Annotated in this window: 18 protein-coding genes; 10 read left to right on the top strand and 8 right to left on the bottom strand. The window is 72.5% G+C overall.

The window, feature by feature from the left end:
* Positions 1-31 precede the first annotated feature (31 nt).
* The 3 genes from SMA5143A_RS01320 to SMA5143A_RS01310 all read right to left on the bottom strand — a co-directional run bounded on the left by SMA5143A_RS01320 (position 32) and on the right by SMA5143A_RS01310 (position 2,399).
* On the bottom strand, positions 32-634 hold the full coding sequence (locus SMA5143A_RS01320; RefSeq protein WP_107460960.1) for a YdcF family protein: 603 nt from the start codon (positions 632-634) through the stop codon (positions 32-34).
* A gap of 155 nt (positions 635-789) precedes the next feature.
* On the bottom strand, positions 790-1,458 hold the full coding sequence (locus SMA5143A_RS01315; protein ID WP_107460959.1) for an ABC transporter: 669 nt from the start codon (positions 1,456-1,458) through the stop codon (positions 790-792).
* Positions 1,458-2,399 carry an ABC transporter ATP-binding protein gene (locus SMA5143A_RS01310; RefSeq protein ID WP_107460958.1) on the bottom strand — a complete coding sequence of 314 codons (942 nt, stop codon included), beginning with the start codon at positions 2,397-2,399 and terminating at the stop codon, positions 1,458-1,460. Before SMA5143A_RS01310 ends, SMA5143A_RS01315 begins: the two co-directional genes overlap by 1 nt.
* A 420-nt stretch (positions 2,400-2,819) precedes the next feature.
* Here SMA5143A_RS01310 and SMA5143A_RS01305 point away from each other — a divergent pair, with 420 nt between their 5' ends.
* From SMA5143A_RS01305 to SMA5143A_RS01280, 6 genes are all read left to right on the top strand, one after another.
* On the top strand, positions 2,820-3,566 hold the full coding sequence (locus tag SMA5143A_RS01305; protein ID WP_107460957.1) for a peptidyl-tRNA hydrolase: 747 nt from the start codon (positions 2,820-2,822) through the stop codon (positions 3,564-3,566).
* A gap of 280 nt (positions 3,567-3,846) precedes the next feature.
* On the top strand, positions 3,847-4,455 hold the full coding sequence (locus SMA5143A_RS01300; RefSeq protein ID WP_055713434.1) for a DUF4142 domain-containing protein: 609 nt from the start codon (positions 3,847-3,849) through the stop codon (positions 4,453-4,455).
* 132 nt (positions 4,456-4,587) lie between these two features.
* Positions 4,588-5,397: a DUF4142 domain-containing protein gene (locus SMA5143A_RS01295; RefSeq protein ID WP_107460956.1), complete on the top strand. Its 810-nt coding sequence runs from the start codon at positions 4,588-4,590 to the stop codon at positions 5,395-5,397.
* A gap of 150 nt (positions 5,398-5,547) precedes the next feature.
* Positions 5,548-6,966: a DUF692 domain-containing protein gene (locus SMA5143A_RS01290; RefSeq protein WP_107461024.1), complete on the top strand. Its 1,419-nt coding sequence runs from the start codon at positions 5,548-5,550 to the stop codon at positions 6,964-6,966.
* Positions 6,967-7,258: 292 nt separating this feature from the next.
* Positions 7,259-8,047, top strand: coding sequence for a DUF4142 domain-containing protein (locus SMA5143A_RS01285; protein ID WP_107460955.1), 789 nt, complete (start codon positions 7,259-7,261; stop codon positions 8,045-8,047).
* A 100-nt stretch (positions 8,048-8,147) separates the two neighbouring features.
* A complete protein-coding gene (locus tag SMA5143A_RS01280) occupies positions 8,148-9,758 on the top strand; it encodes an alpha/beta hydrolase (RefSeq protein WP_107460954.1) in 1,611 nt (536 codons plus the stop codon).
* A gap of 4 nt (positions 9,759-9,762) precedes the next feature.
* Here the strand turns inward: SMA5143A_RS01280 and hemQ are convergent, their stop codons facing one another.
* The gene (gene hemQ / locus SMA5143A_RS01275) at positions 9,763-10,494 is read right to left on the bottom strand and encodes a hydrogen peroxide-dependent heme synthase (protein WP_099967985.1); all 732 of its coding nucleotides are present in this window, start codon (positions 10,492-10,494) and stop codon (positions 9,763-9,765) included.
* A gap of 5 nt (positions 10,495-10,499) precedes the next feature.
* The gene (gene hemG, locus SMA5143A_RS01270; RefSeq protein WP_107460953.1) at positions 10,500-11,954 is read right to left on the bottom strand and encodes a protoporphyrinogen oxidase; all 1,455 of its coding nucleotides are present in this window, start codon (positions 11,952-11,954) and stop codon (positions 10,500-10,502) included.
* A gap of 166 nt (positions 11,955-12,120) precedes the next feature.
* Between hemG and SMA5143A_RS01265 the strand changes: the two genes are divergently transcribed.
* A complete protein-coding gene (locus tag SMA5143A_RS01265; protein WP_107460952.1) occupies positions 12,121-13,077 on the top strand; it encodes a DUF4349 domain-containing protein in 957 nt (318 codons plus the stop codon).
* Between the two features lie 27 nt (positions 13,078-13,104).
* Positions 13,105-14,502, top strand: a complete 1,398-nt coding sequence (locus SMA5143A_RS01260) for an FAD-dependent oxidoreductase (protein WP_107460951.1) — start codon at positions 13,105-13,107, stop codon at positions 14,500-14,502.
* Between the two features lie 37 nt (positions 14,503-14,539).
* On the opposite strand, the gene SMA5143A_RS01255 is transcribed toward SMA5143A_RS01260, so the two are convergent.
* Positions 14,540-14,878, bottom strand: a complete 339-nt coding sequence (locus SMA5143A_RS01255; RefSeq protein WP_055521120.1) for a hypothetical protein — start codon at positions 14,876-14,878, stop codon at positions 14,540-14,542.
* Positions 14,879-15,014: 136 nt separating this feature from the next.
* Here SMA5143A_RS01255 and SMA5143A_RS01250 point away from each other — a divergent pair, with 136 nt between their 5' ends.
* Complete coding sequence (locus SMA5143A_RS01250) at positions 15,015-15,827, top strand: rhomboid family intramembrane serine protease (protein WP_107460950.1); 813 nt, start codon at positions 15,015-15,017, stop codon at positions 15,825-15,827.
* 30 nt (positions 15,828-15,857) lie between these two features.
* On the opposite strand, the gene SMA5143A_RS01245 is transcribed toward SMA5143A_RS01250, so the two are convergent.
* Complete coding sequence (locus tag SMA5143A_RS01245; RefSeq protein ID WP_107460949.1) at positions 15,858-16,511, bottom strand: response regulator; 654 nt, start codon at positions 16,509-16,511, stop codon at positions 15,858-15,860.
* Positions 16,508-17,689, bottom strand: coding sequence for a sensor histidine kinase (locus SMA5143A_RS01240; RefSeq protein WP_107460948.1), 1,182 nt, complete (start codon positions 17,687-17,689; stop codon positions 16,508-16,510). The genes SMA5143A_RS01245 and SMA5143A_RS01240 overlap by 4 nt, the downstream gene beginning before the upstream one ends.
* 299 nt (positions 17,690-17,988) lie before the next feature.
* Here SMA5143A_RS01240 and SMA5143A_RS01235 point away from each other — a divergent pair, with 299 nt between their 5' ends.
* Positions 17,989-19,170, top strand: a complete 1,182-nt coding sequence (locus tag SMA5143A_RS01235; protein ID WP_181361668.1) for a DUF418 domain-containing protein — start codon at positions 17,989-17,991, stop codon at positions 19,168-19,170.
* The last annotated feature ends 132 nt before the right edge of the window (positions 19,171-19,302 follow it).

Raw genomic sequence — 19,302 nt, 5'->3', positions numbered from 1 at the left:
TCTCGGCCGGCCGCTGACGTGGGGTGCCCGCCTACGGCGCGACGATCTTCCGTTCGTCGACCCGGAGAACGCGGAGTGTCCACAGCCCGTACAGGGCCAGCAGCGGCTTGACGACGATCCACTCACCGGGGCGGTAGTCCTCGGCGCGCACCAGCCGCTCCGCGAGATCGGGGCGCTGCCGCCGCAGGTACGCGCGGGCCTTGAGCGCGTGAGCCGGCTGGGAGGCGATCTTGATGTGGTCCACGCCTTCGAGCAGGGGGACGACGTTCGTGATGTTCTCCCACGTCGTCGTGGACCGGTCCTCCAGGATCACCGTGCCGTCGTACCCGAGCACCGACCTCGCGTAGTCGGCCATCAGCCGGGCCTCCGTGGTGCCGGCGCCGGTCGGGCCGCCGCTGAAGATCAGGCAGGTCTCCCGCGCACCGTCAGCGGCGACGGAGCGGATTCCCGCCCGGACTCGCCATCGGTTGATCAGGTTCACGGTCGCCCGGGGATTGCGGTACCCGAGCACCACCACGGCCATCGAACCGCCCCCGCCGTCCTTCACGAGAACCCGGGACCAACGCCAGTTCACCCACTCGCCCCAGGCCAGGGCCGCGACCCCGGCCATCGCCAGTCCTGTCCTTCGCCGCATGCGGCGACTCTAGGGCCTGTCGCACCCGCGTAGCCCGCCGCTGCGCCGGATGAATGGTGGTCGCGAGGTCGCGCCACGCGCCACCCGTCGCCCGCGCCCGCGCCCGCGCCCGCAGCACAACGCCTGCTACGAGACGGCCCCGGGCCCAGGGCCTCTCAGGCCCTCCGTGTCGTCAGCGCGCACGCCAGTGCCGTCGCGGCCGCCGCGCAGAGGGCCGCCGCGAGGACCGGCAGGGCGGGGACCGGGATCGCGCCGCGCTGGGAGCCGTCGACCAGGGCCGTGATCGCCGCCCTCGCCGGGGAGCCCACGACCACCAGCGCCAGGAGCGCGCCGAGGAGCAGGGCCGGCACGGCTCGGCCGGGTGAACGGAGCAGGGGCCAGTTCGTGAGGGCGCCGACGGCCGTGCCGAGAAGGGCGCAGGCGAGGGTCGCGAGGAGACCCGCGGCACCCGCGGGGAGCGGTGCGACCCGGATGTCGTGGGCCGTGCTGGTGGGGGCGCTGATGATCGTGACGATCACCGTGGCCGCGGTGCCGAGCACACCGGCCGCCGCGAGCGCGACCAGGACGCAGGCCAGATGGGCGCGGCCCGGTCCGGCCGCCGCGCCCGTACAACTACGGGCGGCGGGCGGCTCGTTGGTCGCGCAGATCCGCACCAGCCAGGCGGCGACGGGCAGGAGCGCGGCCGCCGTGTAACCGAGCGAGTCGAGCACCGGCTGCCCGCTCTGCACGCCGATGCCGAGGAACGCGGCGTAGAGGATGACCGGCGGCAGCCAGCGCTGGGAGCGGACGAGGAGGGCGGCCTGGTAACGGAGAAGGGCGGTCATCAGGAGTGCTCCACTTCCAGCGCGGTCGGCGCGACGTCCGGGTCCGGATCGTCCACGTTTCCCACGCTGACCACGTGCCAGGGTGGCCGGGATCCCAGTAAGACCCGCAGCAGCGTGTCCGACTGGGGCCCGGGGACGGTGAACCGGTGTGCTCCGGAGCCGGTTTCCTCGACCGAGACCGCCAACTTCCCCGCCTCCGGGGGCACCGGGGAGCCCGGGCGGCCTCTCGCCTCGACAAGCACGCACGGGCCGGTGACAGCCGTCGCCGGTGCCTCGGCCCCCTCGCCCGCGCCGAGTTCCAGGGCGCCCCCGACCACCGTGTACGTCGCGTCCGGCATCCCGGCCAGGCGCCGGGGGTCGTGGTCGACGAACACCACGGCGGACCCGGCGGCCGCGCGCTCGACGACCACGCGCTCCAATTCGTCGCGGGCCTCGGCGTCCAGGCCGGTCCACGCCTCGTCCAGGACGAGCAACTCCGGGTCGGCGAGCAGGGCCTGGGCGACCGCTACCTTCTGGCTGCTGCCCTTGGAGAGCTGGGCCATCGGCGTACGGGCGTACTCGGCGGCGCCGAAGCGCTCCAGCCACTCGTCGGCGGCGCGGACGGCGACCGGACGGTCCAGACCGTGTACGGCGCCGAGGTGCGTGAGGTACTCGGCGGCGGTGAACGGCAGGGCCGCGGGGAAGCGTTCCGGGACGTACGCCGTGCGCGGGCGGCCCGTGAGCCGGCCCTCGGTCGGCGCGTCGATCCCGGCGAGGACGCGGAGCAGGGTCGACTTGCCGGTGCCGTTCGCGCCCAGCACCCGGATCAGTGTGCCGGGGGTGACGGTCAGGTCGACGCCGCGCAGGACCCAGGGGCCGCGGAACCCGTACCGGCGCCCCACGCCCTCCAGGCTCAGCAGGGGGTCCGCGCCCTCGGGGCTCAGCGGTGACTCACGTTCCATGCGGACCATCCTCGTACACGTGTCCGGCCGAGAGGGGAGAAGACCCGATCTTCCCGCCCGGGGACGCCAGGGATCCTTCGACGCCGCCCCCGTCGCCCCGCGTACCGCGCGCTGCCCGACCGCCCCGCGCGGGCCACGCGCCGCGCCGCGCTGCCTTCTCCCGGCGCGGGCCACGCGCCGCGCTGCCTTCCCCCGGATCAGGCCACGCCGCCCTCTCCCCACCGAGCCCACCCCGCTCCCGTTCCCCACGGGGGCGGCCGGAGCGGGGTGGGCCGCTGGCAGACTGGGGACGTGACCACCAGCGACCCGTTCTCCACCCCTGCCCCGGCTGCCGCCCTCGATCCGGCCTCCCTCCCCGTGCCTGCCCACGCCCCGGCGTCGGCCGAGGCCCCGGATGCCGCCGCGTCTCCCGCCCCGGGAGTGGGCGAGGGCGCCGACCCGGCTGCCTCGCGGGCGTACGCCTCGGCGGCGCGGGACAGCCCCTTCCGGGGCGAGCGGACCGCTCGTGACGAGGCGCCGCAGTTCGTGCTGCCGCTGGTCGTGCGGATCGAGCGGGCCGAGCCGCCGGCGCGCACGGACGCGTTGGAGACGGCCGCGCGTGCCGTGCTGGTGATGCTGAGTGACGAGCGGTCGGTCGGCGCGGGAGAGTGGGCCGAGGCGATGCGGAACTGGCAGGACGCCCGGATCCGCAAGGTGGTCCGGCGGGCGCGCGGCGCGGAGTGGCGGCGGGCCGAGGCGCTGCCCGGCATCACGGTGACGGGCAAGTCGGCCGAGGTGCGGGTCTTCCCGCCCGTACCGCTGGACGGCTGGCCCAGGGAGCTGGCCCGGCTACAGGTGTCCGGCACGGACCTCGACGACCCGGAGCCGCCGGTCGACGCCGATCCCGCCACCCCGGTGCTCTGGCTGAACCCCGAGGTCGCCATGTCGGCGGGCAAGGCCATGGCGCAGGCGGGGCACGGTGCCCAACTCGCCTGGTGGGACCTCTCCGACGAGGACCGCGCCGCTTGGCGCGAGGCCGGGTTCCCGCTCGCCGTCCGCACCGCCGACCCCGCCCGCTGGCCCGGCCTCACCACCTTTGGGCTCCCCCTGGTCCGCGACGCGGGCTTCACGGAGATCGCCCCGGGATCCTGCACGGTGGTCGCGGACCATCCGGCCCTGCGGGGCTGAACCGGGCCGCCGCCGGTCAGTTGTCGAACCACACCACCAGCCTGACGTTCTCCCCGCCGTGCGGACCGGCCGGGGCCCGCATCACCGTCCAGATCGGCTCCCGGTCGTCCGCGCGTAGACTCCCTCCTCCGCCTTGCGGCCGTCGGCCAAAGGGGCCCGCCGCCGAGCCTTTCGGTGACCGCGCGCCGCCGTTGAACAGTTCGACGATCGCGTACGTATCTCCCGGCACTGGCCAAGCAACTGCCCCAACGACCAGTTGGCATTACCCGGGAGGCTCATTTTGCGGCGTATCAATGGCTCGGTCATCGCCAGCCTGGCGCTCGTCGTCACCGTCGGAGCGCTTGCGTTCCCCGTCTGGTCCTACGCCGACCGCTCGGGCACTGCTCAGGCCAACATGGCGGCGGGCACGGTCAACACGCAGTGGGGGCCGCTCACGGCCTCCGACCGTGACCTGATCATCAGGGTGCGGCTGGCGGGGCTGTGGGAACTGCCGGCCGCCGAGCAGGCGATGCAGCGGTCGAAGAGCCCCGCCGTCAAGGAGGCCGCGGACCATCTGATCGTGGGTCACAAGGACCTCGACCAGCGTGTGCGGGCCGTGGCGGAGCAGCTGAACGTCGAACTGCCGAACCAGCCGAACGCCCAGCAGCAGGGCTTCCTGCAGCAGATGTCCAACGCCACCGACGACCAGTACGACCGTGTCTGGGCGAACCTGCTGCGCTCGGCCCACGGCAAGATCTTCCCGGCCATCGGCACGGTGCGGAACATGACCGAGAACACGCTGGTGCGCCAGCTGGCCTCGGACACCAACCAGACCGTGCTCGACCACATCACGATGCTGGAGAAGACCGGCCAGGTCGACTTCGACGCCATCGCCAACGGCACGATCTGACGCCGCCCGCGGTACGTACGTGCCCGTGGCCGTCGGCCCGCCGCCCGAGCGGCGGGGCCCGGTCGGCCCCCACTCCACGCCCAGCACCACTTCAGTCCCCAACGAACAGTTGGTTTCCTCCGGGAGGCACCTTTGCGACGCTCCAAGGGCTCTGTCCTCGTCGCCGTGGCGATCGTCGGCACAGTCAGTGCGGTCGCCTACCCCGTGTTCTACTCGTACCCCAACCGCAACGCGGCCGCCGCCGCGGCCGTGCCCACCGGTGACACGGTGACCACGCAGTGGGGGCCGCTCACCCCCGTGGACCGCGACCTCATCATCCGGGTGCGGCTCGCGGGCCTGTGGGAGCTGCCGGCCGGCCAGCAGGCCCTGGAGCGCAGCGGCAACAAGTCGATCAGGGAGGCCGCGGACCACCTGATCAAGGGGCACACCGACCTGGACAAGCGGTCACGGATCATCGCGGCGAAGCTGGGTGTCGAGCTGCCGAACCAGCCCAACGCCCAGCAGCAGGGCTGGCTGGACGAGATGACCGCCGCCAAGACCGAGGCCGAGTACAACAAGACCTGGGCGAACCTGCTGCGGGCCGCGCACGGCAAGATCTTCCCGGCCATCGCCGCCGTGCGGAACCAGACCCGCAACACCCTGGTCCGCCAGCTGGCCTCCGACGCCAACCAGACCGTGCTCGACCACATCACGATCCTGGAGGCGACCGGGGAGATCGACTTCGCTCAGATCGCCGACAACTCGGTCACCGGTACGGCGAGCCCGACCGGCCCGCCGCCGCCGGTGCCGGGGCAGATCGTGCAGCCCGCGCCCGCCGCGGAGCCGTCGACCAACCCCGATGTGCGGTCGAAGCCGTCGCCGACCACGCCCGGCCTCGTCCCCACCGGCCGCCCCGACCCGGAGGAGCTGAACAAGGACCAGGGCGAACCGCAGGTCCAGTAGCCCGCCGAAAGCTCAAATGTTGCTCTGAAGGTCCCCTTCTCGGGGTTCGGCTCCGGGCGACGGGGCCATGACTCCGTCACGCCGGAACACAGGTCCGCCGTAAGGAGACGAGCACAGGGTCTGGGTGCAGCCGTGACCGAGGAGGGGACGATGGAGCGGATCAGGCAGCTGGGTACGGGAATCGGATGGCGTCCGGAGATCGCGGACGCCGTCGAGCGCATGGCCGGGTCGGCCGGCGGCGTCGACTGGGTCGAGGTCGTCGCGGAGAACGTCTGCCCCGGCCACATCCCCGAGTCGCTGCTGCGGCTGCGCGAGCGGGGCGTCACGGTCGTGCCGCACGGTGTCTCGCTCGGCCTCGGCGGCGCCGACCGCCCCGACGAGGAGCGGCTGCGGAACCTGGCCGAGCGCGCTCAGGCTCTGGGCGCGCCCCTCGTCACCGAGCACATCGCGTTCGTCCGGGCGGGGGGCGCCCTCACCGCGTCGCCGCGGCTGGAGGCCGGGCATCTGCTGCCGGTGCCGCGCACCCGGGACGCCCTGGACGTGCTGTGCGAGAACGTACGGATCGCCCAGGACGCGCTGCCGGTGCCGCTGGCGCTGGAGAACATCGCGGCGCTGATCAACTGGCCGGGCGAGGAGATGACGGAGGGGCAGTTCCTGTACGACCTCGTCGACCGCACCGGGGTCCGGCTCCTGATCGACGTGGCGAACCTCCACACCAACCACGTCAACCGGGGCGAGGACCCCGCGAAGGCGCTGGACGAGCTGCCGGTCGAGGCCATCGCGTACGTCCATGTCGCGGGCGGTTTCGAGCGGGACGGCGTCTGGCACGACAGCCACGCCCACCCCGTCCCCCAGCAGGTCCTCGACGTCCTCGCCGAGCTCGCCTCACGGGTGAGCCCGCCCGGTGTCCTCCTGGAGCGCGACGAGAACTTCCCGGAGCCGGCCGAGCTGGAGCGCGAGCTGGACGCGATCCGGGGGGTGCTGAGGACCGCCGGGGTCCAGGGCGGCGCGCCCGCGCCGGACGAGCCGGCCACGACGCCTGCCACCGCACCGGCCGCGTCGACCGAGTCCACAGCCGGGTCCGGCACAACACCTGCCACTTCCGCCGAGCCGGTCCGCTCCGCAGGGGAGGCGCCCGGTGACGAGGGTGAGCCGGTCGCCCGGCAGCGGCTCGGGCTGGCGCAGGCCGCCCTGTTGTCGGCGCTCGTCGCGGGGACGCCGGTGCCCGAGGGGTTCGACCGGGTGCGGCTCGGGGTGCAGTCCCGGGCGCTCGCGGCGAAGCGGGCGGACGTCGTGGGCAAGGTCGCGCCGGAGCTGCCGGTGATCCTGGGCACGTCGTACCGGCCGGCGTTCGTGGCGTACGCGCAGGGCCAGCCGATGACCGACGGCTACCGGCGCGACGCGCTGTCCTTCGCCGAGCATCTGCTGCTGGGCGACCGGGTCGAGGACGCGGGCACCCGGCGTGCGCTGCGCGAATGGTGGCTGGAGCGCTCCGGCCCGGCACCCCTGTCCCGGCGCCCGACGGCACGGCTGGCCCGTGCGACCCGCAGGGTGCTGCTGCGCCGTTGACCGCCGTGCGCCCCCACGCCGCCCCGCTCCCGGAAGCGAGGCGGCCTCTCGCGCGCCCCCGGTGTGCTGCGATTAACAAACCCATGTCCTGCACACGGGTTTCACGCCCCATTCACTCCGCTTTCACCTGACCTGTCCAGCATCCCGGACATCCCATCCGGGGCGATTTGTACCGTCCTCAACCCTTCCTCCTCGTACGGCAGTTGGTGCGGACCGAGCAGTAACATGCCGTTCCGTAGGCCAATCCGCACCCGAAACGCACCTGCGTGCGGTGCCGCGAGCAGGAGGCACCATGCGATCCGACCGACGCAGCAGAGGACTGCTCAATGGAACAGGGCTCATCGTCGCCGGGCTGACGGCGACGCTCCTGGCACTGATCTTCCCGATCTGGTCGTACAGCGACCGCTCGGGCACCGGCGTCGACACGCTCAACGCGTCCACCGTGACGACGCGGTACGGCGCACTGTCCGGGCTGGACCGGGAGTTCATCACCAAGGTCCGGCTGGCGGGACTGTGGGAACTGCCCGCCGGACAGCAGGCCCAGACCAAGGGCACCACCAAGGCCGTACGGACGGCAGGCGAGCACCTCATCGCGGGGCACACCTTCCTCGACGCCCGGGTCCGCAATGTCGCCGCCCGGCTCGGGCTGGCCCTGCCCAACCAGCCGAACGACCAGCAGAAGGCCTGGCTCAGCACGCTGGACGCGGCACGGGGCGAGCAGTACGACCGGGAGTTCGCGAACATCCTGCGGACGGCCCACGGCAAGGTGTTCTCCGTCGTCGCCCAGGTCCGCGCCACCACCCGCAACTCGCTGGTCCGCGACCTCGCCGACGACGCCAACACCACCGTCCTCGACCACATCAAGGTCCTGGAAGCCACCGGGCTCGTCGACTACGACGCGATCGCCCGGGACGCGGCTGCCGCGAGCCCCCCGCCCATCACCAACTCCCCGGCCCCGCCGGGCCCGCTGAACGACCCCGGCTCCCCGATCCCGGTGACCCCCTCCCCGACGACCGCCCCCTCCGAGCGCTACTCCCTCCCCCCGGCGGCGACGGGCCCGCGCGAGGAGGACGAGGACTAGTGCTGTGACCGGACCGCGACACCGGCGGTCGGTGCTTTACATCACCCCCTTCCGAACGAAACATCCCTTTTGTTGCTGTCGTGCTTCGGAGGGATACGCGATGCGAGCTGCCGTGCTCTACGGGACGGTCGGGGCGGTGCTGCTGAGCGGTGTCGCCGCCGCGCCGGCGGCGGGCGGGACGACCGCGGTCGTGGGGGTGGAGGTCGCGGCCCGGCGGGCGGCGGAGGAGGGCATCCGGTTCGGGCAGTGCCCGGCGGAGGAGGGGCTGCCGGACGGACTGCGGTGCGGGACGGTGAAGGTGCCGCTCGACTACACCCGGCCCTTCGGCAGACAGATCTCCCTCACGGTCAGCCGCGTCGAGGCCCGGGGCAAGGTCCCCCGGCAGGGGGCGCTCGTGTTCAACCCCGGTGGGCCCGGCGGCTCCGGGATGTACTTCCCGCTCATCGGGTTCCTGCCGCAGTGGAAGCGGATCGCGGCGGCCTACGACCTCGTCGGGTACGCGCCGCGCGGCGTCGGGCGGTCGGCGCCGCTGTCCTGCCTGGCCCCGAAGCGGCTGTACCAGGGCCCCTCCCCCGCGCCGGCGCACCCCACGGCGGCGTACAAGAAGCAGCGGATCGCGGGGGCGAAGGCGTACGCGCGCGGGTGCGCCCGGCGGGCCGGGAGCGCGCTGCGGCACTACCACTCTCTGAACAACGCCCGCGACCTCGACGTGCTGCGCGCCGCGCTCGGCGAGCACCGGCTGACGTTCATGGGGGCGTCGTACGGCACCTACTTCGGGGCGCTGTACGCGACGCTGTTCCCCTCGCGGGTGCGCCGTATGGTCTTCGACTCGGCGGTGAACCCGGACCCCGAGCGGATCTGGTACCGCAACAACCTCGACCAGTCGGCGGCGTTCGAGGGGCGCTGGGCGGACTTCCGGCGGTGGGTCGCCAAGCACCACAAGGTGTACCAACTGGGCAACACCGCGCAGAAGGTGCTGCGCAGCTACGAACGCGCCGCCGCCCGCCTGGCCGCTCGGCCGGCCGGCGGGAAGGTGGGTCCGGGGCAGCTGCGGAGCACGTTCCTCCAGGCCGCGTACTACGACGACTACTGGCCGCAGCGCGCGCTCGCGCTCTCCGCGTATCTGCGGGGGGACGCGAAACCGCTGATCCAGCTGGCCGGGCCGTACCCGGAGGCGGCCGTCGAGCAGGAGAACGCGAACGCGGTGTACACGGCCGTCGAGTGCAACGACGGGCCCTGGCCGACGGACTTCCGGGTCTGGGACCGGGACAACACCCGGCTCGCCCGGACGGCACCCTTCGAGACCTGGGACAACGTGTGGGCCAACCTGCCGTGCGCGTACTGGCCGGCGCCCCGGCAGCGTCCCCTGGATGTGCGCACCGGGCCCGGTGAGCTGCCGCCGACGCTGATCCTCGCGGCGGAGCGGGACGCGGCCGCGCCGTACGAGGGGGCGATCGTGTTGCACCGGCGGCTGTCGGGTTCCGTGCTGGTGACCGAGCGGGACGCCGGGAGCCACGGTGTCGCGGGCGGCCCCAACGCGTGCGTCAACGCGTATCTGGAGGCGTATCTGCTGGAGGGCCGGGCGCCCGACCGGCGGGCGGCCTGCGCGGGGCGCCCGGAACCGAAACCCGGCTCCGCGCGGTCGGCGAGCGCACCGTCCGCCGACCGGCCGGCCGCGGGGCTCCCCGCGCCCCTCACGGGGCGCGGGTAGACGGTTACGCCAGGCCCTCGACCAGTTCCGCGACCGACTTCCGTCGGCCGGTGTAGAACGGGACCTCCTCGCGGACGTGCATCCGGGCCTCGGAGGCACGCAGGTGGCGCATGAGGTCGACGATGCGGTAGAGCTCGTTGGCCTCGAACGCCAGGATCCACTCGTAGTCACCCAGCGAGAAGGAGGCGACCGTGTTGGCGCGGACGTCGGGGAAGCCGCGCGCCATCTTGCCGTGGTCGGCGAGCATCCGGCGGCGGTCCTCGTCGGGCAGCAGGTACCAGTCGTAGGAGCGCACGAACGGGTACACGCTGACGTAGTCCCGGGGCGTCTCGTCGGCGAGGAACGCCGGGATGTGCGAGCGGTTGAACTCGGCGGGGCGGTGCAGCGCCATGTTCGACCACACCGGGGTGAGCGCGCGGCCCAGCCGGGTGCGGCGGAAGAGGTTGTACGCCTCCTGGAGCTGGTCGCTGGTCTCCGCGTGCCACCAGATCATGAGGTCGGCGTCGGCGCGCAGGCCCGACAGGTCGTACGTGCCGCGCACGGTGACGTCCTTCGCGGCGAGCTGGTCGAACAGCTCCTGGACCTCGTCGGCGTAGCCGGTACGGTCCTCCGGGAGCACGTCCTTCAGCTGGAAGACGGACCACAGCGTGTAACGGATGACCTCGTTGAGGTCCTTGGCCAGCTTGCCCTTGTTGGGGACGCGGCCGGACTCGGTGGTGGGGGCGTCGTCGCTCATGGAACTCATTCTCCCGCTCCGCCGTGCAGGCTCTGCACCGGGTTGGCCGTGAGGTCCTGCACAGCGCGCAGGTCACCGTGGATCTGGTCGACGGCGGCGGTCGCGCTCGCGACGCAGGCCGGGACGCCGACACCGTCGTACGCCGCGCCGCAGACGGCGAGGCCGGGCAGCTTGCCGAGGTGCTCCCGGATGCGGGCCACGCGCGCGTGGTGGCCGACCGGGTACTGGGGCAGGCCGTCGTCCCAGCGGGTGACGCGGGTCTCGACGGGGTCGGCGATCAGGCCGGTGGCCTCGCGCAGGTCGTGGCGGGAGACGTCGACGAGGTGGGCGTCCTCGTGCTCCAGGATCTCCGTCTCGCCGTGGCGGCCCACGGAGGTGCGCAGGATCAGCAGATCGGGGTTCTGCTCGGCGATCCAGCCCCACTTCTGGGAGGCGAAGGTGGACGCCTTGATGGTGCGCCCGTCGACCGGCGGCACCAGGAAGCCGCTGCCCTCGGGGAGGGAGACGTCGGCGCGGCGGTAGGCGAGGGTGACGAGGGCCATCGAGGCGTACTCGACACCGGCGAGTTCGGCGGCGGCCTCGGGGGCCTCGGCGCGCAGCAGGTCCGCGGCGACGGGGGCGGGGGCCGCGACGACGACGGCGTCGGCGTGCAGCACCCGGTCGCCGGTGGTGACGCGCCAGCCGCCGGTGCTCTCGCGGCGCAGCTCGGTGACGGGGCTGCGGGTGAGGATCTCGGCGCCACGGGCCCGCACCGACTCCGCGACGGCGAGCGGCAGTTGTCCCACGCCGCCCTCGATGCCCATGAACACGGGGCCGGTCTGCTGCGCGGCGGCCGCGCGGGCCTGGATGTCGCGGACGGCCTCGGTGAGGGAGGTGTGGGTCCGGGCGGCCTGGTAGAGCTGCGGGACGGCCGAGCGCATGGAGATGCGGTACGCGTCGCCCGCGTAGACGCCGCCGAGCAGCGGCTCCACCAGGCGGTCCACGACCTCCCTGCCGACGCGGGCCGCCACGTACTCCCCCACCGCCACGTCGTCGCCGACCTCCGTGCGGGGGAGGTCCGCGTCGCGCTCGATACGGGCGAGGCCCTCGTCGGACAGCACCCCGGAGAGCGCGGACGCGGTGCCGGGGACGCCCATGACGTGGCCCTTCGGCATGGGGCGCAGCGCGCCCCGGGTCCACAGGGAAGCGGTGGCGGTGGCGGGCGGCTGGAGCCGGTCGGCGAGTCCGACCTCCCGGGCGAGGGCGACCGCCTCGGGGCGGCGCGCGAGCAGGGACTCGGCGCCGAGGTCGACCCGCGCGCCCGCGATCTCGCCCGGCAGCAGCTTGCCGCCGACCCGGTCCGAGGCCTCCAGGACGGTCACCCCGGCGCCTCTTTCCAGCAGTCCGTGCGCGGCGGCCAGCCCCGCGATCCCGGCTCCGACGACGACGACATGTCCGGCTTCCGGACGTGATCCGCTCATGGGTCCACCTTCTCAGACGTCCCGGACGCCCCTGGTAGGGCCGTGTGGCCCCGCCGAGTCCCGACCGTGACCGCTTCGGGACCACAGTGCGCCAACGTTCCGGGGCCCTGCGGCGTCGAAGGAGCGTCATCAGGAAGCCGGACACGACTCCCGGGGGTACGCCGCCATGGCTCAGACACACGTACGACGGTCCCGACGGCCCGCAGGGGCCCTCGCCGCCCTGTTCCTCGCCGCCGCGTTGGCGCTCACCGGGTGCGGCGCCCGTGACGACGGTTCGGACGGCGCGACGACCTCCGACAGCAAGTCCGACGCCGCCGCCCGGCAGGAGGGGGCGGCGGCCGCCGAGAGCGGCGTGGACACCGGGAGCGGCGGCTCGACAGAGAACCAGTCCGCCGACACCCCGACGAAGCTGCCGAGCCATGTCATCCGTACCGCGAGCCTGACCGTGCGGGTGAAGGACGTACCGAAGGCGCTGGACGAGGCCCGGACGGTCACCGAGAACGCGGGCGGGTTCGTGGGCGACGAGTCCACGACCCGCGACGACAAGGGCCGCGAGCGCACGCGGGTGGTGCTGCGGGTGCCCGCCGAGAAGTACGAGGAGGTCCTCACCGCGCTGGCGGGCACCGGCAGGTTGATCGAGCGCAAGGCCAAGGCGGAGGACGTCACCGAGCAGGTCGTGGACGTGGAGAGCCGCATCAGGACGCAGCGGGCGAGTGTGGCCCGTATCCGCGAGTTGATGGACCGGGCCACCAAGATCAGCGATGTGGTCACGCTGGAGGGGGAGTTGAGCACGCGCCAGGCGGACCTGGAGTCGCTGCTCGCCCGGCAGAAGTCCCTGAAGGACCGCACGAGCCTCGCGACCGTCAAGCTGTCGCTGTCGGAGACCGCCGTGAAGAAGGCCGACAAGGAGGACGACGAGCCGGGGTTCGTCGACGCGCTGGCGGGCGGCTGGAACGCGTTCGTCGCGGTGTTCCGCTGGCTCGGTATGGCGCTCGCCGCGATCCTGCCGTTCGCGGCGGCCACGGCCCTCTTCCTGCTGCTGTGGTTCCGCTTCTTCGGCCGTTCGCGGCGCCCCGCCCCGGCCGCCCCGGCCGCCGAGCCGGAGGGCGGCGACGAGAGCTGAAATGCGGGGCGGTCGTAGCGTGTTCCCATGAACATGAGCCGTACGGAACGTTCGAGGGAACGCCTGGTCGTCGTCGGGGGCGACGCGGCGGGCATGTCCGCCGCGTCGCAGGCGCGCAGGCTGCGAGGGCCCGACGAGTTGGAGATCGTGGCGTTCGAGCGGAGCCACTTCACCTCGTACTCGGCGTGCGGCATCCCGTACTGGGTCGGCGGCGACGTCCCCGAGCGGGACCGGCTCATCGCCCGCTCGCCCGAGGAGCACCGGGCCCGCGACATCGAGCTCCGGATGCGCACGGAGGTCGTGGAGATCGACGTCGAGGGCAGGCGCGTCCGCGCACGTGAGCTGGACACCGGCGACGCGTACTGGACTCCGTACGACAAGCTGGTGATCGCGACCGGGGCCCGCCCGGTCCGCCCGGACCTGCCCGGCGTCGACGCTCCCGGCGTGCACGGGGTGCAGAACCTGGACGACGGGCAGGCCCTCCTCGACACGTTGGCCGCCACCGAGGGCCGCCGCGCGGTGGTCGTCGGCGCCGGCTACATCGGCGTGGAGATGGCGGAGTCGCTCATCAACCTGGGGTACGAGGTCACGGTCGTCAACCGCGGCAAGGAGCCGATGTCGACGCTGGACCCGGACATGGGCCGCCTGGTCCACCGGGCCATGGAGGGCATGGGCATCACCATGGTCGACGACGCGGAGGTCACCAAGTTCCTCACGGGCGACGACGGCAGGGTCCGCGCGGTCGCCACGGACGACGCCGAGTACCCGGCGGACGTGGTGGTCCTCGGTATCGGGGTGCGTCCCGAGACGGGGCTGGCGAGGGCGGCGGGTCTGCCCGTCGGCGACCACGGCGGCCTGCTGACCGATCTGTCGATGCGGGTCCGCGGCCACGACGACATCTGGGCGGGCGGCGACTGTGTGGAGGTCCTCGACCTGGTCTCCGGCCGTGAACGGCACATCCCGCTGGGCACCCACGCCAACAAGCACGGGCAGGTCATCGGCGCGAACGTCGGCGGCGGCTACGCCACGTTCCCCGGCGTCGTCGGCACCGCCGTCAGCAAGGTCTGCGACCTGGAGATCGCCCGCACGGGCCTGCGCGAGAAGGACGCCCGCCGCGCGGGCCTCCAGTTCGTGGCCGTCACCATCGAGTCGACGAGCCGCGCCGGCTACTACCCGGGCGCCGCCCCCATGACGGTCAAGATGCTCGCCGAACGCCGCACGGGCCGTCTCCTCGGCGTGCAGATCGTCGGCCGGGAGGGCGCGGGCAAACGCGTCGACATCGCCGCCGTGGCCCTGACGGCGGGCATGACGGTCGAACAGATGACAGCCCTGGACCTGGGCTACGCCCCGCCCTTCTCGCCGGTCTGGGACCCGGTTCTGGTGGCGGCGAGAAAGGCGGTGACGGCGGTGCGGTCGGGCTCCTAGGGGCTGTTGGACGCGCGGGAAACCGCGCACAGCCGGGTCAGACGGCCGACGAGTTCCCGCTGAGCCGGTCGATGGCCTGCATCGCCTGGTCCGCGCCCGGCCGCGACGGCAGCGACGACACGGACGCGGAGGACGTAACGGCGGCGGGGGCCGTGGGCGGCGTCGCCGGCTTGGCGTGCGCCGCGGTCGCCCGCACCGACCGCAGCCGGTGACTCACCGCCTCGTCCAGCGTCACCGGCCGCTGCATGCGCGCGGACAGCCGCCCGGCCTCCTGGCCGAGCGCGGCCACGTCTTCCCAGGTCAGCTTCACCACCAGGGACAGTTCCGCCTCACCGTCGGGGGTGGCGTGCATCGAAGGAGTGACTCGGTCGTTCATCGCCTGTTCCTCACGTAGATCCGCGGTTGAGGACACATACGCACCACCATGCACGAGCGTTCACATGTCCGGCAGCCGTACGGGCCCGCGCCGACCAGGCTCGGTTCCGGCCCCGTATCGCGGGCACACGATCCTTGTGGTCATCCCCGTGCACGACGTGAACCCCGTTCGCGGCACGCCCTACGTGACGTACGCACTGATCGCCGCGAACGTCCTCGTCTTCCTCTTCATGCCCGGCCTCGCCGGTTCGACGGCCGGTGACAGCGGTACTGCCCAGCTGTGCCATCTCCAGGCGTTCGTCGAGCAGTACGCCGCGGTTCCGCGGGAGTTGATTCACCATCAGCTGCCGCGGCTGGTGCCCACGGGCGCGGTCGACCCCCGCACGGGCGGCTGTCTCCTGGGCGCTCCGGACTACGTCAAGTCGCCCGCGTCGTCCGTCCTCACCTCGCTGTTCCTGCACGGCGGCTGGCTGCACCTGCTCGGCAACCTGCTGTTCCTGCTGATCTTCGGCAACAACGTCGAGGACCGGCTGGGGCACATCCGGTTCCTCCTCTTCTACGTCGCCTGCGGCTACGCGGCGACCTACGCCTTCGCCTACCTCAACGACGCCTCGGCGGACCCGCTGATCGGCGCGTCCGGAGCGATCGCCGGGGTGCTGGGCGCCTATCTCGTCCTGTATCCGAGGGTCAGGGTCTGGATCCTCGTGCCCTTGTTGTTCTTCCTGCCGCTGCGCCTGCCGGCCTGGATCGTGCTCGGCTTCTGGTTCGGGCTCCAGGCGGTCTACTCGTCCGGGGAGGGCGTCTTCGGCCTGGGCACCGTGGCGTACGCGGCGCACATCGTCGGCTTCCTCGCGGGCATGCTGATCGTCTGGCCGCTGCGCGCCGGGACCACGCCGCCGCCGCAGCCACGTGGCCTGATCTTCGGACGGCACGCACGGCCGCGCTGGTGAGGACGACCGGTCGGCCGGGGGCGGCACCGGTTACGGCGTCGGCCCGTCCAGGAGCCCGGCCCGGCTCGCGATGAGCGCCGCCTGCACACGGGTGCGGGCGCCCAGCTTCGTGAGCACGTTCTGGACGTGGGACTTCACGGTGCTCTCCTCGATGTGCAGTCTGCGGGCGATCTGCGTGTTGCTGAGGGCGTGTCCGAGCAGGGCCAGTACGTCATGCTCACGCGGCGTCAGCTCCGCGGGCAGCGCGCACGGGCCGCCGCCCACGCCGGACACCCGGGCGATCAGTCTCCTGGTCGGTCCGGGCGAGACGAAGCCATTGCCGCGGGCGACGGCACGGATGCCGTCGAGCAGGGTGGACGCGCTGTCCTTCTTCAGTACGAAGCCGGCGGCTCCCGCCTGGAGGGTGCCGAACAGGTACTCGTCGATGTCGAAGGTGGTGAGCGCGAGGACGGCCGGCGGGTCCGGCTCGGACATGATCCTGCGGGTGGCCGCCACCCCGTCCGTCTTCGGCATCCGGATGTCCATGACCACCACGTCGGGACGGAGCCGGGCGGCCATGGCCACCGCCGCCTCCCCGTCGGCGGCCTCCCCGACCACCTCGAGATCGGGCTCGACGTCGATCATGATGCGCATGCTGGTGCGCACCAGGTCCTGGTCGTCGGCGAGGAGTATGGAAACCGTCACGAGTCGTCCTTCTTCACGGGCAGGGCCGCCTCGACCGTCCAGCCGCCCCCGGGCCGAGGGCCTGCCGAGGCCCAGCCGCCGCACAGCGCGGCGCGTTCACCGATCCCGATGATTCCATGGCCCGAGGAGGCGGACCGCGCACCCGGTTGCAGCACCCCGTCGTCCTCGATCCGCACACACAGGTGATCCATGCCGTAGTCGAGGCGGACCGTCGCGTGCGGGGGGAACGCGTGACGGGCCACGTTCGTCAGGGCCTCCTGCACGATGCGGTAGGACGCGAGGTCGACCATGCTGGGCAGCGGGTACGGGTCGCCGCTGATGACGATGTCCACCTGTGCGCCGGCGCGGCGGGCTTCCTCGGCCAGCAGGTCGACGTCCCGCAGCGAGGGCGGGGTGGCCGCGCCCGCGCCGTCCTCGTCGTCCCGCAGGGTGCCGAGCACACTGCGCAGCTCACCGAGGGCCTTACCGATCTCGTGGCCGATCTCGGCAAGTACCTCGCCTTCCGGGGTGCTGCCACCGGCCTTGCCCACATGGTGGGCGGCGGTGATCCGTATGGTCACCGCACTGAGCCGGTTGGCCACGACGTCGTGGAGTTCCCGCGCCAGGCGCAGCCGCTCGTCACGGACCGCGGCGCGAGCGTCCAACTGACGCAGTCGATCGGCCTGTTCGGCCTGTTCGGTGGCCAGCCGGATCCGGCCCCGGACCGTCTCTGCGACCGCCACCACCACGACCGGGAGGAAACTGACGCTCACCGTGTCGTAGATCAGCAGTTCGGTCCCTACTCCACCCGCATCGGTCATGCGGATGACGTCGAACGCTTCCATGGCGACGCACGCCCCGAGCATGGCGATGGCGGTGACCCGGAGACGGCTTGTTCCCTCGGCGATCGCGGTGAACACGGCCACCCACAGGGCGGCCTGCGCCATGGCCGGCAGAAGGCGTGGCTCCGACAGGGTGATGACCCAGGCGCCGGCGTAGCCCAGAGCGGCGACGGCGAGTGCCGTCGCCGGCCGCCGACGGCGCAGGGCCACGGACGCGACCAGTGCGACGGCACTGACCAGGGTGACCACCAGCCACCCGGCGGTGTAGCCGAAGACCACCAGCTCGATCAGGTCGATCACCGCCGCGACCACGACCATGCCCGCGACCGTGACGGCGTGGGCACGGGACGGCCTCAACGGTCCGCGCGGTCCATGGGCCCCGGGGGTGCTGCTACGCGGCGTCGACAAGGGTCTCCTTCCTGCGCTCGTGGTCGAGGCGAAACTACGGGCTGTTCGCGGACGAAACGTGGCCCGAGCCCCAGGACGCGACCAAGGGACTACCCGAGAGCATGGGCGCCTCCCCCGAAATGATGAGGAGCCCCACCGAAGTAATGAGGATGATTCCGCTCAACCGGCCGAGGTGTGCGGCGAGTTCACCGTCCTAACCTCGCGGAATGTCAAACTCACATGGCATCGGGCGAGTTCAATCGCTTGATGTGTTGCGCGGCATCGCGATCGTCGGAACGTTGCTGACCAATATCTGGCTCTTCACGGGCGGGGTGGGTGGCGCATCGCTCGGCCTGCCCGATGGGCGGTGGGACGGGGACGTCATGCTCCTGTCCGGCGTGCTGTCGAACGGGAAATTCCTCGGGTTGCTGTCCATACTGTTCGGCGTCGGCATGGCCATCCAGTTCGAGTCGGCGATGCGTCACGGACACCGCTGGCCCTGGCGATACGAATGGCGTTCGCTGCTGCTTCTGGCGGACGGCTTCATCCACTTCGCGCTCGTGGTCGATTTCGACATTCTCATGGGATACGCGTTGGTGGCGATGGTCGTCGCCCCGCTGCTTCGGCTGCGGACCAAGTGGCTGGTCGTGGCCACCGCGCTCGCCGGCGCGCTGCACTTGTTCCTGCAGATCAGCGGGACGACGGGGATGGCGGCGTTCACCAAGGGGCCACTGCCCGAGGATTTCGGTGATGACGCGGCGCGCGCAGACGACTGGTCGACTCTTCCCACCCCCACGTACTTCGAGGAAGTGGCCGGGCGGATAGGGGACTTCTGGAACGCCAGGTACGAGGCGTTCATCATTGTTCCTCCCCTGTCGGCCTTCCTGTTCCTCTCCGGGGTGCTGCTGTGGCGGGCCGGGCTGTTCAAGGGGGACGAGCGTGCGCGGACGCTGAGCCGTCGGCTCGCCATCGGGGGCCTGGGCGTGGGGGTCCCGTTGACGGTGTGGGAGTACCTGCCCCTGCCGGGCGGGGACGTCACCGCTTCGCTTTCGCGGTACACCATCGCCCCCCTCGTGGCCTTCGGATATCTGGGGCTGACCCTCGTCCTGCTGCGGCGCGGCGGCGGCTCCGGGTTCGTCGCCCGCCGGTTGGCCGACGTCGGCAGGACCGCGCTGTCGTGCTACATGCTGCAGAACGTCGTCGCCCTGATCCTCTTCAGCGGATGGGGTCTCGCCCTGGGGCCGTTGGGCAGCGTCGGGACGATCGCCGCCTGGGCCGGGATCAGCGGTCTGCTGATGCTCGCCGCGTCCCTGTGGCTGCGGCGCTTTCGGCAGGGACCGTTCGAACTGGTATGGCGAACGGCCGTGGACGCGCCCTTCCGCAAGGCCGACCGCGCGCGTGCGCACCAGCGACGCGAGCACGAGAAGGACGCTTCCCTGAGTGCCTCATAGCGGCGCCTCACCTGCCCGGCGCCCGTCCGCTCCGCCCCCAGTTCCACGAGGCGTGCGGGCAGGCGGGCACGGCACGAGCGACGAGGCCGGCGCCGCGGGGCGGCCAGTGCTGCGACCGGAAGGTTTGACGAC

It is taken from the genome of Streptomyces sp. MA5143a (genome assembly GCF_900290235.1).
GTDB lineage: Bacteria > Actinomycetota > Actinomycetes > Streptomycetales > Streptomycetaceae > Streptomyces.
The sequence above is the reverse complement of the archived record's forward strand: the minus strand, read 5'-3'. Positions and strand labels throughout refer to the sequence as shown.

Coding starts and splice junctions, on each gene's coding strand:
- SMA5143A_RS01265 (WP_107460952.1), top strand. CDS start 12,121: ATGGCTCAGACACACGTACGACGGTCCCGACGGCCCGCAGGGGCCCTC.
- SMA5143A_RS01260 (WP_107460951.1), top strand. CDS start 13,105: ATGAACATGAGCCGTACGGAACGTTCGAGGGAACGCCTGGTCGTCGTC.
- SMA5143A_RS01320 (WP_107460960.1), bottom strand. CDS start 634: ATGCGGCGAAGGACAGGACTGGCGATGGCCGGGGTCGCGGCCCTGGCC.
- SMA5143A_RS01315 (WP_107460959.1), bottom strand. CDS start 1,458: ATGACCGCCCTTCTCCGTTACCAGGCCGCCCTCCTCGTCCGCTCCCAG.
- SMA5143A_RS01310 (WP_107460958.1), bottom strand. CDS start 2,399: ATGGAACGTGAGTCACCGCTGAGCCCCGAGGGCGCGGACCCCCTGCTG.
- SMA5143A_RS01285 (WP_107460955.1), top strand. CDS start 7,259: ATGCGATCCGACCGACGCAGCAGAGGACTGCTCAATGGAACAGGGCTC.
- SMA5143A_RS01280 (WP_107460954.1), top strand. CDS start 8,148: ATGCGAGCTGCCGTGCTCTACGGGACGGTCGGGGCGGTGCTGCTGAGC.
- SMA5143A_RS01290 (WP_107461024.1), top strand. CDS start 5,548: ATGGAGCGGATCAGGCAGCTGGGTACGGGAATCGGATGGCGTCCGGAG.
- hemG (WP_107460953.1), bottom strand. CDS start 11,954: ATGAGCGGATCACGTCCGGAAGCCGGACATGTCGTCGTCGTCGGAGCC.
- hemQ (WP_099967985.1), bottom strand. CDS start 10,494: ATGAGCGACGACGCCCCCACCACCGAGTCCGGCCGCGTCCCCAACAAG.
- SMA5143A_RS01255 (WP_055521120.1), bottom strand. CDS start 14,878: ATGAACGACCGAGTCACTCCTTCGATGCACGCCACCCCCGACGGTGAG.